Here is a 15,830-nt window from a genome sequence, read left to right as displayed (position 1 = left end):
TATTGTTTTTTAAATATGCTAAAATTAGGCGTTTCAATTAAAACAAAGGAGCTTTTATGACCAAAGCAGATTTCATTTCATTAGTTGCTCAAACAGCTGGGCTAACAAAAAAAGACGCTACTACTGCTACTGATGCAGTTATTTCTACTATTACTGATGTTTTAGCTAAAGGTGATAGCATCAGTTTTATTGGTTTTGGTACTTTTTCAACTCAAGAAAGAGCTGCTAGAGAAGCTAGAGTACCAAGCACAGGAAAAACAATCAAAGTTCCTGCTACAAGAGTTGCAAAATTTAAGGTAGGTAAAAACCTTAAAGAAGCTGTTGCAAAAGCAAGCGGCAAAAAGAAAAAATAAAACTTTGGCTAGATAAATTCTAGCCTTCTTTCTTAATTAATTCAGATATTTTGTATCTTTTATTTACTTTATTTTTTTAAACTTTTATAAAACTATCATTATTAAACAAAAAAGGATATTAAAATTATGAAAGTGCATGAAAAAGTAAGTGAGCTTATAGGAAATACTCCTATTATACATTTGAAAAAATTTGGTATCAATGTTTTTGCTAAATGTGAATTTTTAAATCCTAGTCATTCTATAAAAGATAGAGCAGCTTTTGAAATGATTAAAGATGCTTTAGATAGTAAAAAAATTAATCAAGATACTACAATAGTTGAAGCAACTAGTGGAAATACTGGAATTTCTTTGGCTATGATTTGTGCAGATTTGGGACTTAAATTTGTTGCTGTAATGCCTGAATCTATGAGTTTAGAAAGAAGAAAAATGATAACACTCTTTGGTGCTAGGTTAGAATTAACTCCTGTAAATTTAGGAATGAAAGGAGCGGTTGATAAAGCAAATGAAATATTATTAAATACTCCAAATTCTTTTATGGTTTCTCAATTTGAAAATATTTCAAATAAAAATGCGCATCGTAAGAATACGGCTTTAGAAATTTTAAGAGATTTGGATAATGAACTTGATATTTTTGTAGCTGGTTTTGGAACTGGCGGTACTATTAGTGGAGTTGGGGAAATACTAAAAGAAAAATTAGAAAAAGTGCATATTGTTGGAGTCGAGCCTCTAAATTCTCCATTGTTTAGCAAAGGTGAAGCGGGAAGCCATAAAATACAAGGAATAGGGGCGAATTTTATACCTGCTATTTTAAATAAAGAAATTATAGATGAAGTGATCACGGTAAGTAATGAAGATGCTATAAATACAGCCAAAGAACTTGCCAAAAGTGGTTTAATGGTAGGTATATCAAGTGGAGCAAATGTATTTGCCGCAAGTATGCTAGCAAAGAAATTTCCAGATAAAAGAATTTTAACTATGCTAAACGATACGGCTGAAAGATACCTCTCAACTGATCTTTTTGCTTAAGTATAATTATTGAGAATTTAGAAAAATTCTAAGTTCTCTTAAAATTTCTTGTGGATTTAAATCGCTAATTTCTTTATAAAAATGACCTTTTTCATCAATAAGATAAAGCATATTGCTATGTGCTATAGAATAACCCATAAAAGAATCATTTAGATCTATTTTTTGATATTGAACATTATATTGTTTTGTTATTTTTTGAAGAGTTTTTTCATCTTTTGCAATTAAGGCATCTGCTTTTGGGTAAAAGTATCGTAACCATTCGTTTGTATTGCTTAAGTTGTTATCTCTATTTGGATCTAAAGAAATAAAAAGAAGATGAGCCTTAGGATTATTGATTTGCTTTAAGGCTTTGCCTACTAAACTAAGAGTTGCCGGACAAACATCAGGGCAATAAGTGTATCCAAAATAGATAATAAGCTTATCTCCTTTAAAATCTTTTACAGTGGTTTCCTCTTTTAAATCTGATTTTAAAATAAAATCATAAGAATTTTGATGATTTTTAATAAAAAATATTACACCTAAAATAATGGCAACTATAACTATAAATAAAATAATATTTTTTTTCATTTTTTTAGCTCAAAATCAAAATAAAACCCTATGGGTTTATTATTATCCATAAATTCTACCCTAAAACGCATAGTATCTAAAACGCAAGCAGCAAGAACTATTTTACTTTCATAGTCTGTTGAATTTAATCGATGTATTTTAGGTTTAATTTCACCCATATACATATTTAATCCATAAATTTTAATTCCTAAGTTGTTATAATTTCCTAGATTTACAATCTTTAGATTTGTAACATCTAAAGATTGTAAGGGTTTGGGATTTAGGGAAATTAAGACTTCTTTATTATTAAAACTATATGTGCAGTCTTTAACATTAAGATCGCAAGTCAATGGGGTAGAAAAATCAGCTTTTGTTATTTTTTTAGAATCTTTTATTATATAAAAATCAAAAATAATATATAAAATAGCAATAACAAAAGCAAAAGCTAGGATAAAAATAATTTTTCTCATTAATTAAAATTCTTTAGAATCAATATTTTTTAACTCTATGATTTTATGATTATTAAATTTTAAATCTAAATTTACCTTCGTGTCTTTAATAATAGGTTTTTTTAGTTTTAAAAGCATTATATGGTAACCTCCTGATTTAAGCTCTGTGCTTGAATGAGCTTTTATAATAATTTCAGGAATTTTTTGCATCATCATTTTTCCATCTTTATGTATATGTGTATGCAGTTCACTGACTTCACTGATATCGCTTTTGGCACTTATTAGAGCAATATCCTTATTAGTATTATTAAAAATGGTAAGAAAAATAGCACTATTTTGCGCATGAGGTGGAGTTTGTTTTACAAAGGCATTTTTTACCTCTATATCATTAACAGCCCAAAGATTTACAGCAAAAAGAGCACTTAAGAGAAGAATTTTTTTCATATTGCATCCTTATTTTTATAATATTAAATATTTGTTCATTATATCAAAAAATATTTTTATTTGAATATAAAATTTTGAAAATTTTTCAATGTGTGTTACCTGTTTGAAAATTTTTTTGCATAGTAACATCAAAATCAAAGAAAAAACCAGTTGGAGCATTATTGTTTAAAAATTCAACCCTAAATCTAGAATCATCGGTAATGCTTCTACCTATAAAATTTATAAGAATATCACCATTAACTATATTAAATTTAGGAATGATATCGCCTATATAGGAATTTAAACTATAAATTTTAATCTTTAAATTAGAATAATGAGGAAAATTTTTAATTTTTATAGTAGTTTTATTGAAAATTTTTATAGGTTTTGGGTAGGCTGAAACTTCAATATTTTTTTTATTAAAAGAAAAAACACAATCCTGTAAATTTAAGTCACAAGTTAGAGATTGGCATGTATTTAAGCTAAATACACTTTCTTTCTTTTTATCATATAATGCCTAAAAAAGACATTCCTATAAAAAAATTTCTTATCATTATAGACAACCTTTTAAAACAAGCCTTTATGATTTATAAAAATTATATCATAAATAAGGCCGCATTGTTAATATAATTAATATTTTTTAAGAAAAAAAATATTATAATCACAAACATTTTTGACTTAAAAAATTTTGAAATACCTAAGGAAAAACATTGTTAAAACGACTTGCTTTATTAATTACACTTTCTTCATTGATGTTACATGCCTCAGATCTTGTTAAAATTTATCTTAATCAAGGGTTAGATGCTGTTGGTGTAGCGATTGAAAAAGAATTAACTCAAAAGGATTTTTGGTTAAGTGAAATAGGAGATAAAAATATTTCACTTGGATACTATGATGATAATGTTGCTATCGTGCTTACAAATAAAACAGATAAAATTCTCCGTGTTTATTCTTACGAGGACGGAAAAATAAGAAAAGATTTTGAACAAAAAGAAATAATAACTGGATTAATGGGCGATAAAAAAATAGAAGGAGATTTGAAAACGCCAGTAGGTTTTTATGAGTTAGGCCGTAAGTTTAATCCAGGTGATCCTTATTATGGTCCCTTTGCTTTTGCTACAACTTATCCAAATTTACTTGATAAAGTACAAGGAAAAACAGGTGGTGGTATTTGGATCCATGGCTATCCTTTAGATGGTTCTAGACTTGATGAATTTAAAACAAGAGGATGTATTGCTTTATTTAATAATAATTTGGAGAAATTTGCACAAGTTGTACAAGATAAAAAAGTTTTTGTTATGACAGAAGAAAAAGAAAAAATTAGAGCTAAAAAGGATCAAATAGCTAGTTTATTGGCTGATCTTTTTACATGGAAACTAGCTTGGACAAATAGTGACACTAATACCTATTTAAGTTTTTATGATGAGCAAGAATTTAAACGTTTTGATAAAATGAAATTTGAACAGTTTGCTTCCATGAAAAAATCTATTTTTTCTCGTAAAGAAGATAAAAAGATTAAATTTTCAGATATTAATATCAGCCCTTATCCGAATTTAGAAAATGAAACTATGTATAGAATTTCATTTTATGAGGATTATTACACTAAAAACTATCAGTTTAGAGGCGATAAAATTTTATACGTTAAGATAGATAGTAAAGGTAAAATGAAAATTTTAGCAGAGCAATAAATGTCTTTAATAAAAATTGATCAAAAAGCTTATGAATATAATTTAAGACATATTGCTAAAAAAATAGGGAGTTTTCAAAGATTAATTTGCGTTTTTAAAGATAATGCATATGGACATGGAGCTAAGCTTTTAGCTCCATTAGCCAAAAATTTAGGAGTTTCTTTTGTTGCTGTTAAGAGTGAAGAAGAAGCTCGAGAAATCGAAGAATTTTTTGAGAATATATTAATACTATCACATCGTCCTCATGGTAATGAAAATTCTAGATTTATTTATGCTTTAAATGATATTTCCCAAGTAAAAAAATACAAGCAAGATATAAAAATACATCTAAAAATAGATACAGGCATGCATCGCAATGGAATTTGTGTAGAAAATTTAGAACATGCTATAGATCTTATTCAAAGTAGTGATTTAAAACTTACTGGAATGTTTACACATTTTGCTAGTGCAGATGAAATGGATGGAAGTTTTTTTGTTCAAAAAGAAAATTTTCAAAAAGCTAAAAAGATAGTAAAAAAATATTTTTCAAATTTATTATTTCATTCGCATAATTCTGCAGCATTATTTAGAGGGAAAATTCCCGAAGATGAATATTGTAGAGTTGGGCTTGTTCAATTTGGATATGGGGATTCAAATTTAAAAAGAGTTTTAAGCTTGTATGCTCATAGATTAAGTCAAAGGATTTTACAAAAAGGACAGAGTATAGGATATGGAGGCATTTTTACTGCTGCAAAGGATATGGAAGTAGCGACTTATGATTTGGGTTATGCTGATGGTCTTTTCCGATACAATGGAAAAGGGGAGTTAGTGCTTGGAAATGGAAAAGCAATGCTTGGAAAGATGTCAATGGATAGTTTTTCTTGTGAAAATTCTGGCGAGGAAATTTGCGTGTTTAAAGATGCTGATATTTGGGCTGATTTTTTTCACACTATTAACTATGAAATTTTAGTAAAATTAAATCCTAACATTCAAAGAGTTCTAGTATAAATATGTTTAATATAGTTTTAGTTCACCCTAGAATACCGCAAAATACAGGTAGTATAGGTAGAATGTGTTTTAATGCTGGTTTTAAACTTCATATCGTTAAACCAACTGTTTTTGATATTTCTCAAAAGGCTGTTAGAAGAGCAGGGCTTGATTACTGGGATAAATTAGAGCCCATTATTTGGGAGAATCTTGAAGAATTTTTGAATGAAAATATGATTTATAAAAATCGCTTTTTTTTCGCAACAACCAAGAGTCAAAAAGCTTATTTTGATGCAGAATTTCAGAAAAATGATTTCTTATTCTTTGGAAGTGAGAGTTATGGCTTACCTATGGAATTAATGCAATTAAATTGGGAAAATGCTATAACTATACCTATGAAATCTTATGGAAGAAGTTTAAATTTAGCTACAAGCGTTGGTATAATCTCTTATGAAGCTTTAAGACAAAATTTTAGCAATTTTGTTTCTTAAAAGTTTCAAATTTACACAATAACTTAAAACAAATAAAATCATAAAGTCCTTTTTATAAAAATTATGTTAAAGTAAAATTTAGATTATTTTTTGAGGAGTTTGGATGAATTTAGATATTATGCTAGATTTTGCCAATAAAGCGTCTGATATTATAGCTAATAAGATTGTCTCAAATACAGACATTATTATGGTAGTTTTGCTTATTGTTTGTGGGCTTTATTATAGTTTTTTAACTCGCTTTGTTCAGTTTCGTATGTTGAGTTCTGTATTTAAAATTCTTACAGAAAAAAACGAAGGACACACTAAAGAACATATTTCACCTTTTCAGGCATTGATGATCTCAACTGCTTCTAGAGTTGGTATAGGAAATATCGCTGGAATTTCTTTGGCATTGGCTACAGGTGGAGCTGGTGCTTTATTTTGGATGTGGGTTATGGCATTTTTTGGTGGTGCCTCAGCATTTGCTGAAAGTACCTTAGCTCAAGTTTACAAATCAAAAGATGATACAGGTGGATTTAAAGGCGGGCCAGCTTATTATATAAAAAAAGCCTTAGGCTCACATTTTTTTGGAGCTTTTTTTGCTTTTATTCTTATTATTACTTATGCTTATGGATTTAACGGACTTCAAAGTCAAACAATGACTTCGTCTTTTAAAGTTTATTATGATATGTTTAATCCAAATGCTGCTGTAGATTTTGCATCAAGCTCTTGGCCAATGATTATTGGTATTGTTTTAACTATTTTTGGTGCATGGATGTTTTTTTCTCACCATACTAAAATAGGTAAAATTAGTTCTTTAATTGTTCCTTTTATGGCTTTAGCTTATGTTTTACTTGCTGTGATTGCTGTTTTAATGAATTTTGATAAAATTCCTTCTGTGGTTCATATGATTTTACAAAGTGCTTTTGATTTTAAAGCGATTTTTGGTGGTTTTGCTGGTTCTGCTTTAGTTATAGGGATTAAAAGAGGGCTTTTTTCAAATGAAGCAGGTATGGGCTCGGCACCTAATGCAGCTGCAGCAGCTTTGACAAGTCATCCAGCTAAACAAGGTGTTATACAAGCCTTTTCAGTTTTAATTGATGTTGTTGTTTGTACAAGTTCTGGATTTTTAGTTCTTTTTTCTATGGCATATTTAGGACTTGGAGAAAGTAAAATTGATGGTGGAATGCCTTTAGTTCAAGAAGCTATGCGTGAGTATTATGGTAGCTTTGGAATCCATTTTATTACTATAGCTATTGTTCTTTTTGCAATAACTTCTTTAATAGGAAATTATTATTATGCTCAAGCTAATGTTAAATATTTAACAAATTCCAAATTTGTAATGAATTTGTTTAGAATTACAGCTGTAGCTATGATTTTTATAGGCTCGCAAATGAATTTAAAACTTGCTTGGAATTTGGCTGATTTGACTATGGCTTTCATGGCAACGACAAATATTATATCTTTATTGCTTTTAGGTGGTATAGTAAATAAAGTTTTAAAAGATTTTAATACGCAACAAAAATCTGGTATAGATCCTAAATTTAACGCTAGCAAGCTTGGAATTAAAAACGCTGAATGTTGGGATTAAAATTCATAAGCCTTAATGGCTTATGAATTAATGATTTAAAACCTTATTTAAAAATTCTCTCAATCTTTCATTGCTAGGATTTTCAAATACTTCTTTAGGGCTTGCATCAACAGCAATTTTTCCTTTATCCATAAAAAATATACGATTGGCAACATTTCTAGCAAAGCCCATTTCATGAGTTACTACAAGCATAGTTAAACCTTCTTTTGCAACATCTTTCATAATGCTTAGAACCTCGCCTATCATTTCAGGATCTAGAGCTGAAGTAGGCTCATCAAATAAAATAACATCAGGATTCATCATCAAGCTTCTAGCAATAGCTATACGTTGTTTTTGTCCACCAGAGAGCTTATGGGGCATTATATTTTCTTTGTCTGCTAAACCCACCTTAGCAAGAAGTATTTTTGCTTTTTTTATGGCTTCTTCTTGACTTAAAATTCCTGTTTTAATGGGTGTTAAACATAAATTTTCCATAACATTTTTATTAGCAAAAAGATTAAAATGCTGAAATACCATGCTAACTTTTTGCCTGATCTTATTAATATCAATTTCTTTATCAAGTATGTTTTGTTTATTGATTAAAATTTCCCCACTATCAGCTAGTTCTAAGCGATTGATACAGCGTAAAAATGTACTTTTTCCGCCTCCACTTGGACCTATGATAGCTATTACATCGCCTTTTGAGATTGTAGTGTTAATATTTTTTAAAACTTCTAATTCTCCATATTTTTTTTGTAAATTTTTAACTTCAATCATTTTTATTCATCCTAAGTTCAAGTTTTTTTGCAAAATAACTAAAAATTTTTACACTTACGTAATAAACAAGTCCAGTGAAAATAATAGGTTTTGGATTGTAAAGTACGGCTTGCAAGCTTTGACTTTGCATGGTAATATCAATAACACTAATAAATCCTACAACAGAAGTTTCCTTAAATAAAGAAATAAATTCATTAGCTAATGCAGGTAGAATGTTTTTAGTAGCCTGAGGAAGAATAATTTCTTTCATTGAAGTTTTGTAATCAAGTCCCATTGCTCTTGCAGCTTCCATTTGTCCTTTATCTACACTATTAATGCCGCTTCTTACAATTTCTGCTATATAAGCCGAGCTATTAAGTCCTAGTGCAAGAATGGCTGCATAAAGGTTATCTATAAAAGTAAAAATTACAAAAGCAAAAATCATCAATTGTAAAATTACCGGTGTTCCTCGTATAATGTCTATATATTCATCTATAATAAAATTAAGTGTTTTAAATTTAGAGAAGCGTAAAATAGCTAAGCTAAAACCAATAATCACTCCGATAATAACAGCACAAGCAGTTAATAAAAGCGTAATAAGATAACTTTTTAAATAAGCTTTTGCATTTTCTGTATAGCCATAGCTTACAACTCCACTAGGATCTTGAATTTTTAATATTTCTATCGGGAAAGAAAAATAGCCCCATAAAATAATAATAACAAAAAAAACAAAAATTCTTATATTTTTCTGATTCAATTTGTAAACCTTTTCAGAGAAATTATTTAAAAAAAGATTTTATAGAAATATCTTTGAATTTTCTCTAAAGATTTAAAAAAATGTGTTAGAATTTCCCAAAAACAAGGTTGTATTTATGGAAATTTTAGATTTCATTCTAATAGTTATTTTTGTGTTTTTAATGATTGTTTTGGTCATAGGTTTTAATCGTCAAATGATGCAAAAAAACAAAGAAAGAGAAGAAAGATTTAAAAAATATAAAAAAGGAGAACAAAATGAGTAAAAAAGTATTAATTCCATTGGCTCAAGGTTTTGAGGAAGCTGAATTTATAGGAATTGCGGATGTTTTAAAACGAGCAAGAGAATTAAATCCAGATTTGGAAGTTGTTATAGCTTCGTTAAACAGTGAGTTATTAGTAAAAGGTGCTAATGGCATTAGTATAAAAGCAGATTGTTCTATAGAGGATGTTGATATAGAAAATTTAGATGCCATTGCTTTGGCGGGTGGCTTTGAAGGTATGATGAATCTTAAGAATTCAAATGTTATTTTAAATATCATTAAACAACTTCATAGCAAAAATAAAATTGTTGCCGCAATCTGTGCTTCTCCTATAGTCTTAAATGAAGCAGGTGTTTTAGAGGGCGAGTTTGCTTGCTATCCTAGTTGTGAAGTTGGACTTAATGGAAATCGTGTTAACAAGGCTGTAGTTGTAAATAAAAATGTTATAACTTCAGCAGGTCCAGCTACGGCAATTCTTTTTGGTTTAGAGCTAGCTAAAAAGTTATGCGGTGATGAAATTTATCAAAAATTATATGAGGGAATGTTGCTGCCTTTGACAAAATAGTTTAAATGGTAGTTTTTCTACCATTTAAACTAAAATAAAGCTTGAGGATTTTCTTTTTTTGTTTTTTCCTTAGGCAGTTCAAAACCTCCAAGCATATGAAAATGCAAATGAAAAACTTCTTGTCCGCTATTTTTTCCACAGTTTGTTACCAAGCGATATCCACTTTTATCTACACCTAAAAGAACAGCTAATTCTTGTATGAAACTTGTCATTTTGGCCATAAGTTCAGGATCAAATTCTTGAAAGTCTTTAAAATGTTTTTTAGGGATTATAAGTATATGTATGGGTGCTTTGGGTGCAATATCATGAAATGCTAGAAAATCGTCACTTTCAAGCACTTTATTGCATGGAAGTTTACCTTCAACTATGAGTTCAAAAATTGTTTTTTCTTGCATTATTTATCCTTTTTTATTGTTGGTTTGATACAATTATATCTTTAAAGTTTGGTTTTTATGCTGAATTTAAAATAGTTTTTAATAGAATTAGAACTTGAAATATTTTATTTAAGGTAAGAAAATTGCAAAATTTTATAGAACAGATTCAAAAATGTGAGAATTTAAATGATTTGGAAGCCATTAGGATTTCCGTTCTTGGAAAAAAAGGTATTTTAACAGAAGGCTTTACAAAGCTTAAAGAGTTAGAAGATGAGGCGAAAAAAGAATTTGCTGCTAAATTAAATGCACAAAAAGAAATATTTAATGAGGCTTATTTAGCCAAATTTAAAGATTTGGAAAATCTTGCTTTAGAAGAAAGAATGAAACAAGATGCTTTAAATTTTAACTATTTTGATGAAAGTATTACAACAGGTGCCTTGCATCCTGTTATGAGCACCATGGATAAAATCATAGAGTATTTTATAGCTTTGAATTTTAGCATAGAAAAAGGGCCTTTAATAGAAGATGACTTTCATAATTTTGAAGCGTTAAATTTGCCTAAATCTCACCCTGCAAGAGATATGCAAGATACCTTTTATTTTGATGATAAAAGGCTTTTAAGAACACAAACTTCGCCAGTGCAAATACGGACAATGCTTGCACAAAAACCTCCTATTAGGATGATAGCCCCTGGTGCTGTATTTAGAAGAGATTTTGATATTACGCATACTCCTATGTTTCATCAAGTTGAAAGCCTTGTGGTGGAAGAAGGGCAAAAGGTTAGCTTTGCAAATTTAAAAAGTGTATTGGAAGATTTTTTGCGTTATATGTTCGGAGATGTGAAAGTTCGTTTTCGTCCAAGTTTTTTCCCATTTACAGAGCCTTCTGCTGAAGTTGATATTTCTTGTGTGTTTTGCAAAGGAAAGGGTTGTAGAGTTTGCAAACATACAGGTTGGCTTGAAGTTTTAGGATGTGGAATAGTTGATCCTAATGTTTATAATTTTGTTGGTTATGAAAATGTAAGTGGTTATGCCTTTGGATTGGGAGTAGAGCGTTTTGCAATGCTTTTGCATCAAATTCCAGATTTAAGATCTTTATTTGAAGGTGATTTGAGATTATTGGAGCAGTTTAGATGATAATTACTAAAAGTTGGTTGAATGATTGGTTAGAACTTGAAGAAATAAGTTCGGATAAAATAGCTAAAACTTTAAACTCTATAGGTATAGAAGTTGATAGGGTTGGCACTTTAAAGGCTCCAGATAAAGTTGTTGTAGGCTATGTTAAGGAAAAAATTAAACATGAAAATTCAGATAAATTAAGCATTTGTCAAGTTGATATCGGAAGTGAAACCTTGCAAATTGTCTGCGGTGCTGCGAATGTTGATGCAGGACAATTTGTAGCTGTTGCAACTAAAGGTGCTATCATGCCAAACGGTATGGAAATAAAAGAAGCAAAATTACGAGGAGTGGATTCTTGTGGTATGCTTTGTTCTAGTTTAGAACTGGGTTTTGAAAAAATCAATGAAGGAATTATGCTTTTAGATGAGAGTATAGGAAAATTAGAACTTGGGAGAGCTTTAAATACTTATGAAATTTTTAATGATGAGCTAATAGAAGTAGAACTTACTCCTAATAGGGGTGATTGTTTAAGTATTTATGGTATTGCTCGTGATTTGGCTACAGCTTTAAATTTAAATTTAAAAGAACCAAAACCATTTAAAGAAAGTGAAAATGTTTTAGGTATCGGTAGAATTTTGCGCTTAGCAGCTGAGAAAGAACTTAATGGACTTTATAATTATCGAGCCATAGAGTTAAAAGAAGAAATTCAAACAAACTTATTACTTAGTTTAAGACTTGCTCAAATTGAAGGTTTGGGAAAAAATTCCATAGAAAATTTATTAAATTATGCAACGCATTCAACTGGTGTTCTTTTTAATGCTTATGATTTAAGTAGTTTTTCTGAAAAAGATGAAGAATTTACCATTAATTTAAGCAAGCAAGTGCATGGAGAAACAAAAGTATCTTGCAAAGATAAACTTTTAAGCTTTAGCGGAATTTTCCAAAATAATGAAAGTAGATGTAAAGATGATTCTAAAATAATTATTATTGAGGCTAATTATACCGATCCATTGGTAATTGCAGATGCTAAAATATATCATAAAGATCAAGATGAAAAAATGCTTTATAGAAGTTTTAGGGGAAGTGAACCTAAATTAAATTTAGGAATGGATTTTTTGCTTAGTATTTTTGAGCAGATTCCAAATCTTGTTATTTATAGTTCTTCTCAACAAATTTTAACTGACAAAGAATTACCAATCATACCAATAAGTATTGAAAGTATTGGCGATATAATAGGGCAAAATGTTGATAAAGATGAAGTATTAAAAATATTGAAAAAATTAGGTTTTGAGCTCATACTTTCAGGTGAAGGGCTTATAAATGTTAAAGCACCTTTACATCGTCCTGATATTAAAAATTTATCAGATATTTGCGAGGAAGTTGTAAGAATCATAGGTATTGATAATATTGCTTCCAAGGGTTTAGAATTTATAGAAAAAAATCGTTTAAATTCTGCATATAAAAATTATATTGAGTTTTTGAATTTAAGGAAAAGAGCAGTAGCTAGTGGTTATTTTGAAAGCTTACATTATGTTTTGGATAATGAAGAAGAACTTAAAAAATTGGGTTTTGACTCTGTTAAATTAAAACTAATTAATCCAATTACAGCAGAACTTAATACTTTAAGAACAACCCTTTTAAATCATTTGTTAAATGCAGCAAGTTTAAATGCAAAAAATTCTAAAAAAATTATTAAACTTTTTGAACTAGGGGCTGTTTTCAATGTTAATAATCAAGAATTAAATCGTATCGCATTTATCCATTCTGGCTTAAAAGAAGAAGCTAAAATTTCCAACAAGGCAAAACCTGAATCGGTGCAATTTTATGATTTTCTTTTAGACATTAAAAATATTATAGGTGATTTTAAGCTAAAATCATCAAAATATAATATTTTAAGCCCTTATGAACAAGCAGATATTTATCTATCGGATATTAAAGTAGGTTTTATAGGCCGTTTGCATTTAAAAATAGAAAATGAGAGAGATTTACCAAAAACATATATTTGCGAACTTGATTTAGATTTAATCAGGCAAGATTTTAAAATAGCTAAGCCTTACTCCAAATTCCCAGCTATCACTAGAGATCTTAGCGTGTTAATACCTAAAGGTTTTGAATACAATCAGATTAAAAATTGTATTGAAGAATTGAATTTAGAAATACTTGAAAATTTTCGTTTAGTTGATATTTATAGTGATGAAAACCTTAAAGAATTTTATAGCGTTACTATAAGTTTTTCTTTTAGGGATATAAATAAAACTCTAGAGGATAATCAAGTCAATGAATGTATGGATAAAATTTTAAATACTCTTAAAAATTTGGGTCTTGATTTAAGATGAAAATTTACAAATTGCAAACCCCTGTAAATGCCATACTTGAAAATATAGCAGCAGATAAAAGCATATCTCATCGTTTTGCTATATTTTCGCTTTTAACACAAGAAGAAAATAAGGCTCAAAATTATCTCTTAGCTCAAGATACTTTAAACACTCTTGAAATTATAAAAAATCTTGGAGCTAAAATTGAACAAAAAGATTCTTGCGTCAAAATTATACCCCCTAAAGAAATTTTATCTCCAAATTGTATTTTAGACTGTGGAAATTCAGGAACTGCTATGCGTTTGATGATAGGATTTTTAGCAGGAATTTCTGGTTTTTTTGTTTTAAGTGGAGATAAGTATTTAAACAATCGTCCTATGAGAAGGATAAGCAAACCACTTACTCAAATAGGCGCTAGAATTTATGGAAGAAATGAGGCAAATTTAGCTCCACTTTGCATAGAAGGTCAAAATTTAAAAGCTTTTAACTATAAAAGCGAAATTTCTTCGGCTCAAGTTAAAACAGCTATGATTTTATCTGCTTTTAGAGCTGATAATGTATGCACTTTTAGTGAAATTTCTCTTAGTCGAAATCATAGTGAAAACATGTTAAAGGCTATGAAAGCTCCAATAAGGGTTAGCAATGATGGCTTAAGTCTTGAAATAAGTCCTTTAAAAAAACCTTTAAAAGCTCAAAATATAATCATTCCTAATGATCCTTCTTCGGCTTTCTATTTTGCTTTAGTAGCTATTATTTTGCCTAAATCTCAAATTATTTTAAAAAATATTTTACTTAATCCTACTCGTATAGAGGCGTATAAAATTTTGCAAAAAATGGGCGCCAAGCTTGAAATGACAATAACTCAAAATGATTTTGAAACTATTGGTGAGATCAGGGTAGAGTCTAGCAAGCTTAATGGCATAGAAGTTAAAGATAATATTGCTTGGTTGATAGATGAAGCGCCTGCTTTGGCCATAGCTTTTGCTTTAGCTAAGGGTAAATCTAGTTTAACAAATGCTAAAGAATTACGCGTTAAAGAAAGCGATAGGATTGCTGTGATGGTTGAAAATCTAAAGCTTTGTGGTGTTGAAACTAGAGAACTTGATGATGGTTTTGAAATAGAAGGTGGATGCGAACTAAAATCTTCAAAAATTAAAAGCTATGGAGATCACCGTATTGCTATGAGTTTTGCTATTTTAGGTTTGCTTTGTGGAGTTGAGATTGATGATAGTGATTGTATAAAAACTTCTTTTCCAAATTTTATAGAGATTTTATCAAATTTAGGAGCTAGGATTGATTATTGAATTAGCAAAAAACTATGGTTTTTGTTTTGGTGTTAAAAGAGCTATTAAAAAAGCAGAACAAATAAAAGATGCCGCAACTATAGGTCCTCTTATTCATAATAACGAAGAAATTTCTCGTTTACAAAAAAAATTTAATGTCAAAACTTTGGAAAATATAAAAGCTTTAAGCAATGAAAAAAAGGCTATTATAAGAACTCATGGTATTACAAAGCAAGATTTAGAAGAATTGAGAAAAAAAGATATAGAAATTTTTGATGCCACTTGTCCTTTTGTTACAAAGCCACAACAAATTTGCGAGCAAATGAGTAAGGAGGGTTATGAAGTTGTTATTTTTGGAGATGAAAATCATCCCGAAGTTAAAGGAGTGAAAAGTTATGTAAGTACAAAAGCTTATGTAGTTTTGGATAAAAAAGAGCTTCAACATATAAAACTTCCTAATAAAATAGCTGTAGTAAGCCAAACAACTAAGAAGCCTGAACATTTTATGGAGATAGTAAATTTTTTAATACTTAAAGCCAAAGAAGTAAGAGTTTTTAACACTATATGCGATGCAACCTTTAAGAATCAAGATGCCATTAAAGAACTCTCACTTAAAAGTGATGTTATGGTTGTTGTAGGAGGTAAAAACTCAGCCAATACAAAACAACTTTTTTTGATTGCAAAAACCAATTGTGAAGATAGCTATCTAATTGAAACTGAAGAAGAGTTGAAAAAAGAATGGTTTTTAGATAAAAAACATTGTGGCATTAGTGCAGGCGCTAGTACTCCTGATTGGATCATACAAAAAGTTATCGCCAAAATAGAAAATTTTAAAATTAATTAAAAAATGTTTTCAAATAGAATAAAAAAGTCAAAAATTTAAAAAAAATTAACAAAAATAAAAAAACTTAA

18 protein-coding genes and 1 pseudogene are annotated in these 15,830 nt (G+C 29.1%); 12 read left to right on the top strand and 7 right to left on the bottom strand.

All coding sequences use genetic code 11. The features are described 5' to 3' along the window. Positions 1-56: 56 nt before the first annotated feature. On the top strand, positions 57-353 hold the full coding sequence (locus ELQ07_RS03155) for an HU family DNA-binding protein (RefSeq protein WP_002859562.1): 297 nt from the start codon (positions 57-59) through the stop codon (positions 351-353). Between the two features lie 126 nt (positions 354-479). After that, positions 480-1,379 carry a cysteine synthase B gene (cysM, locus tag ELQ07_RS03150; protein WP_134224722.1) on the top strand — a complete coding sequence of 300 codons (900 nt, stop codon included), beginning with the start codon at positions 480-482 and terminating at the stop codon, positions 1,377-1,379. Positions 1,380-1,385: 6 nt separating this feature from the next. Here the strand turns inward: cysM and ELQ07_RS03145 are convergent, their stop codons facing one another. The 4 genes and pseudogenes from ELQ07_RS03145 to ELQ07_RS03130 all read right to left on the bottom strand — a co-directional run bounded on the left by ELQ07_RS03145 (position 1,386) and on the right by ELQ07_RS03130 (position 3,351). Beyond that, positions 1,386-1,946 carry an SCO family protein gene (locus ELQ07_RS03145; RefSeq protein ID WP_134224721.1) on the bottom strand — a complete coding sequence of 187 codons (561 nt, stop codon included), beginning with the start codon at positions 1,944-1,946 and terminating at the stop codon, positions 1,386-1,388. After that, positions 1,943-2,395 (bottom strand): hypothetical protein, encoded by a 453-nt coding sequence (locus tag ELQ07_RS03140; protein WP_002934306.1) that lies wholly within the window; start codon positions 2,393-2,395, stop codon positions 1,943-1,945. Before ELQ07_RS03140 ends, ELQ07_RS03145 begins: the two co-directional genes overlap by 4 nt. Before the next feature lie 3 nt (positions 2,396-2,398). Further along, a complete protein-coding gene (locus tag ELQ07_RS03135; protein ID WP_134224720.1) occupies positions 2,399-2,818 on the bottom strand; it encodes a copper chaperone PCu(A)C in 420 nt (139 codons plus the stop codon). Positions 2,819-2,903: 85 nt separating this feature from the next. Next, positions 2,904-3,351 (bottom strand): annotated as a pseudogene (locus ELQ07_RS03130) (hypothetical protein). A gap of 156 nt (positions 3,352-3,507) precedes the next feature. On the opposite strand from ELQ07_RS03130, the gene ELQ07_RS03125 reads away from it, so the two are divergent. The 4 genes from ELQ07_RS03125 to ELQ07_RS03110 all read left to right on the top strand — a co-directional run bounded on the left by ELQ07_RS03125 (position 3,508) and on the right by ELQ07_RS03110 (position 7,512). Continuing rightward, positions 3,508-4,485 carry a murein L,D-transpeptidase family protein gene (locus tag ELQ07_RS03125; RefSeq protein WP_002856863.1) on the top strand — a complete coding sequence of 326 codons (978 nt, stop codon included), beginning with the start codon at positions 3,508-3,510 and terminating at the stop codon, positions 4,483-4,485. Further along, positions 4,486-5,472 (top strand): alanine racemase, encoded by a 987-nt coding sequence (locus ELQ07_RS03120; protein ID WP_002934311.1) that lies wholly within the window; start codon positions 4,486-4,488, stop codon positions 5,470-5,472. A gap of 2 nt (positions 5,473-5,474) precedes the next feature. Continuing rightward, positions 5,475-5,942 carry a tRNA (cytidine(34)-2'-O)-methyltransferase gene (locus ELQ07_RS03115; protein WP_002921721.1) on the top strand — a complete coding sequence of 156 codons (468 nt, stop codon included), beginning with the start codon at positions 5,475-5,477 and terminating at the stop codon, positions 5,940-5,942. Between the two features lie 103 nt (positions 5,943-6,045). Further along, positions 6,046-7,512, top strand: coding sequence for a sodium:alanine symporter family protein (locus ELQ07_RS03110; RefSeq protein WP_134224719.1), 1,467 nt, complete (start codon positions 6,046-6,048; stop codon positions 7,510-7,512). 27 nt (positions 7,513-7,539) lie between these two features. Here ELQ07_RS03110 and ELQ07_RS03105 read toward each other — a convergent pair whose 3' ends face one another. Both ELQ07_RS03105 and ELQ07_RS03100 read right to left on the bottom strand, forming a co-directional pair. After that, positions 7,540-8,268, bottom strand: a complete 729-nt coding sequence (locus ELQ07_RS03105) for an amino acid ABC transporter ATP-binding protein (protein WP_002934313.1) — start codon at positions 8,266-8,268, stop codon at positions 7,540-7,542. After that, positions 8,261-9,004, bottom strand: a complete 744-nt coding sequence (locus ELQ07_RS03100; protein ID WP_002865915.1) for an amino acid ABC transporter permease — start codon at positions 9,002-9,004, stop codon at positions 8,261-8,263. Before ELQ07_RS03100 ends, ELQ07_RS03105 begins: the two co-directional genes overlap by 8 nt. A gap of 82 nt (positions 9,005-9,086) precedes the next feature. Here ELQ07_RS03100 and ELQ07_RS03095 point away from each other — a divergent pair, with 82 nt between their 5' ends. Together ELQ07_RS03095 and ELQ07_RS03090 are read left to right on the top strand one after the other, a co-directional pair. After that, positions 9,087-9,266, top strand: coding sequence for a hypothetical protein (locus ELQ07_RS03095; RefSeq protein ID WP_011812746.1), 180 nt, complete (start codon positions 9,087-9,089; stop codon positions 9,264-9,266). Then, positions 9,259-9,828 carry a DJ-1 family glyoxalase III gene (locus ELQ07_RS03090; RefSeq protein ID WP_002869165.1) on the top strand — a complete coding sequence of 190 codons (570 nt, stop codon included), beginning with the start codon at positions 9,259-9,261 and terminating at the stop codon, positions 9,826-9,828. The genes ELQ07_RS03095 and ELQ07_RS03090 overlap by 8 nt, the downstream gene beginning before the upstream one ends. 29 nt (positions 9,829-9,857) lie before the next feature. Here the strand turns inward: ELQ07_RS03090 and ELQ07_RS03085 are convergent, their stop codons facing one another. After that, positions 9,858-10,223: a histidine triad nucleotide-binding protein gene (locus ELQ07_RS03085; protein WP_002857192.1), complete on the bottom strand. Its 366-nt coding sequence runs from the start codon at positions 10,221-10,223 to the stop codon at positions 9,858-9,860. 122 nt (positions 10,224-10,345) lie between these two features. Here ELQ07_RS03085 and pheS point away from each other — a divergent pair, with 122 nt between their 5' ends. The 4 genes from pheS to ELQ07_RS03065 are packed head-to-tail and all read left to right on the top strand — an operon-like array spanning position 10,346 to position 15,762. After that, positions 10,346-11,338 (top strand): phenylalanine--tRNA ligase subunit alpha, encoded by a 993-nt coding sequence (gene pheS / locus ELQ07_RS03080; protein WP_134224718.1) that lies wholly within the window; start codon positions 10,346-10,348, stop codon positions 11,336-11,338. Then, entirely contained in the window at positions 11,335-13,656 is a 2,322-nt protein-coding gene (gene pheT / locus ELQ07_RS03075; RefSeq protein ID WP_134224717.1) for a phenylalanine--tRNA ligase subunit beta, read from the top strand. Before pheS ends, pheT begins: the two co-directional genes overlap by 4 nt. After that, a complete protein-coding gene (gene aroA, locus ELQ07_RS03070) occupies positions 13,653-14,939 on the top strand; it encodes a 3-phosphoshikimate 1-carboxyvinyltransferase (RefSeq protein ID WP_134224716.1) in 1,287 nt (428 codons plus the stop codon). The genes pheT and aroA overlap by 4 nt, the downstream gene beginning before the upstream one ends. Next, on the top strand, positions 14,929-15,762 hold the full coding sequence (locus tag ELQ07_RS03065) for a 4-hydroxy-3-methylbut-2-enyl diphosphate reductase (RefSeq protein ID WP_052785431.1): 834 nt from the start codon (positions 14,929-14,931) through the stop codon (positions 15,760-15,762). The genes aroA and ELQ07_RS03065 overlap by 11 nt, the downstream gene beginning before the upstream one ends. Positions 15,763-15,830: the final 68 nt, after the last annotated feature.

Source organism: Campylobacter sp. US55 (assembly GCF_004378955.1).
Classification (GTDB): Bacteria; Campylobacterota; Campylobacteria; order Campylobacterales; family Campylobacteraceae; genus Campylobacter_D; species Campylobacter_D jejuni.
Note: the sequence above shows the minus strand (reverse complement) of the source record. Positions and strands in the feature narration are given on the sequence as shown.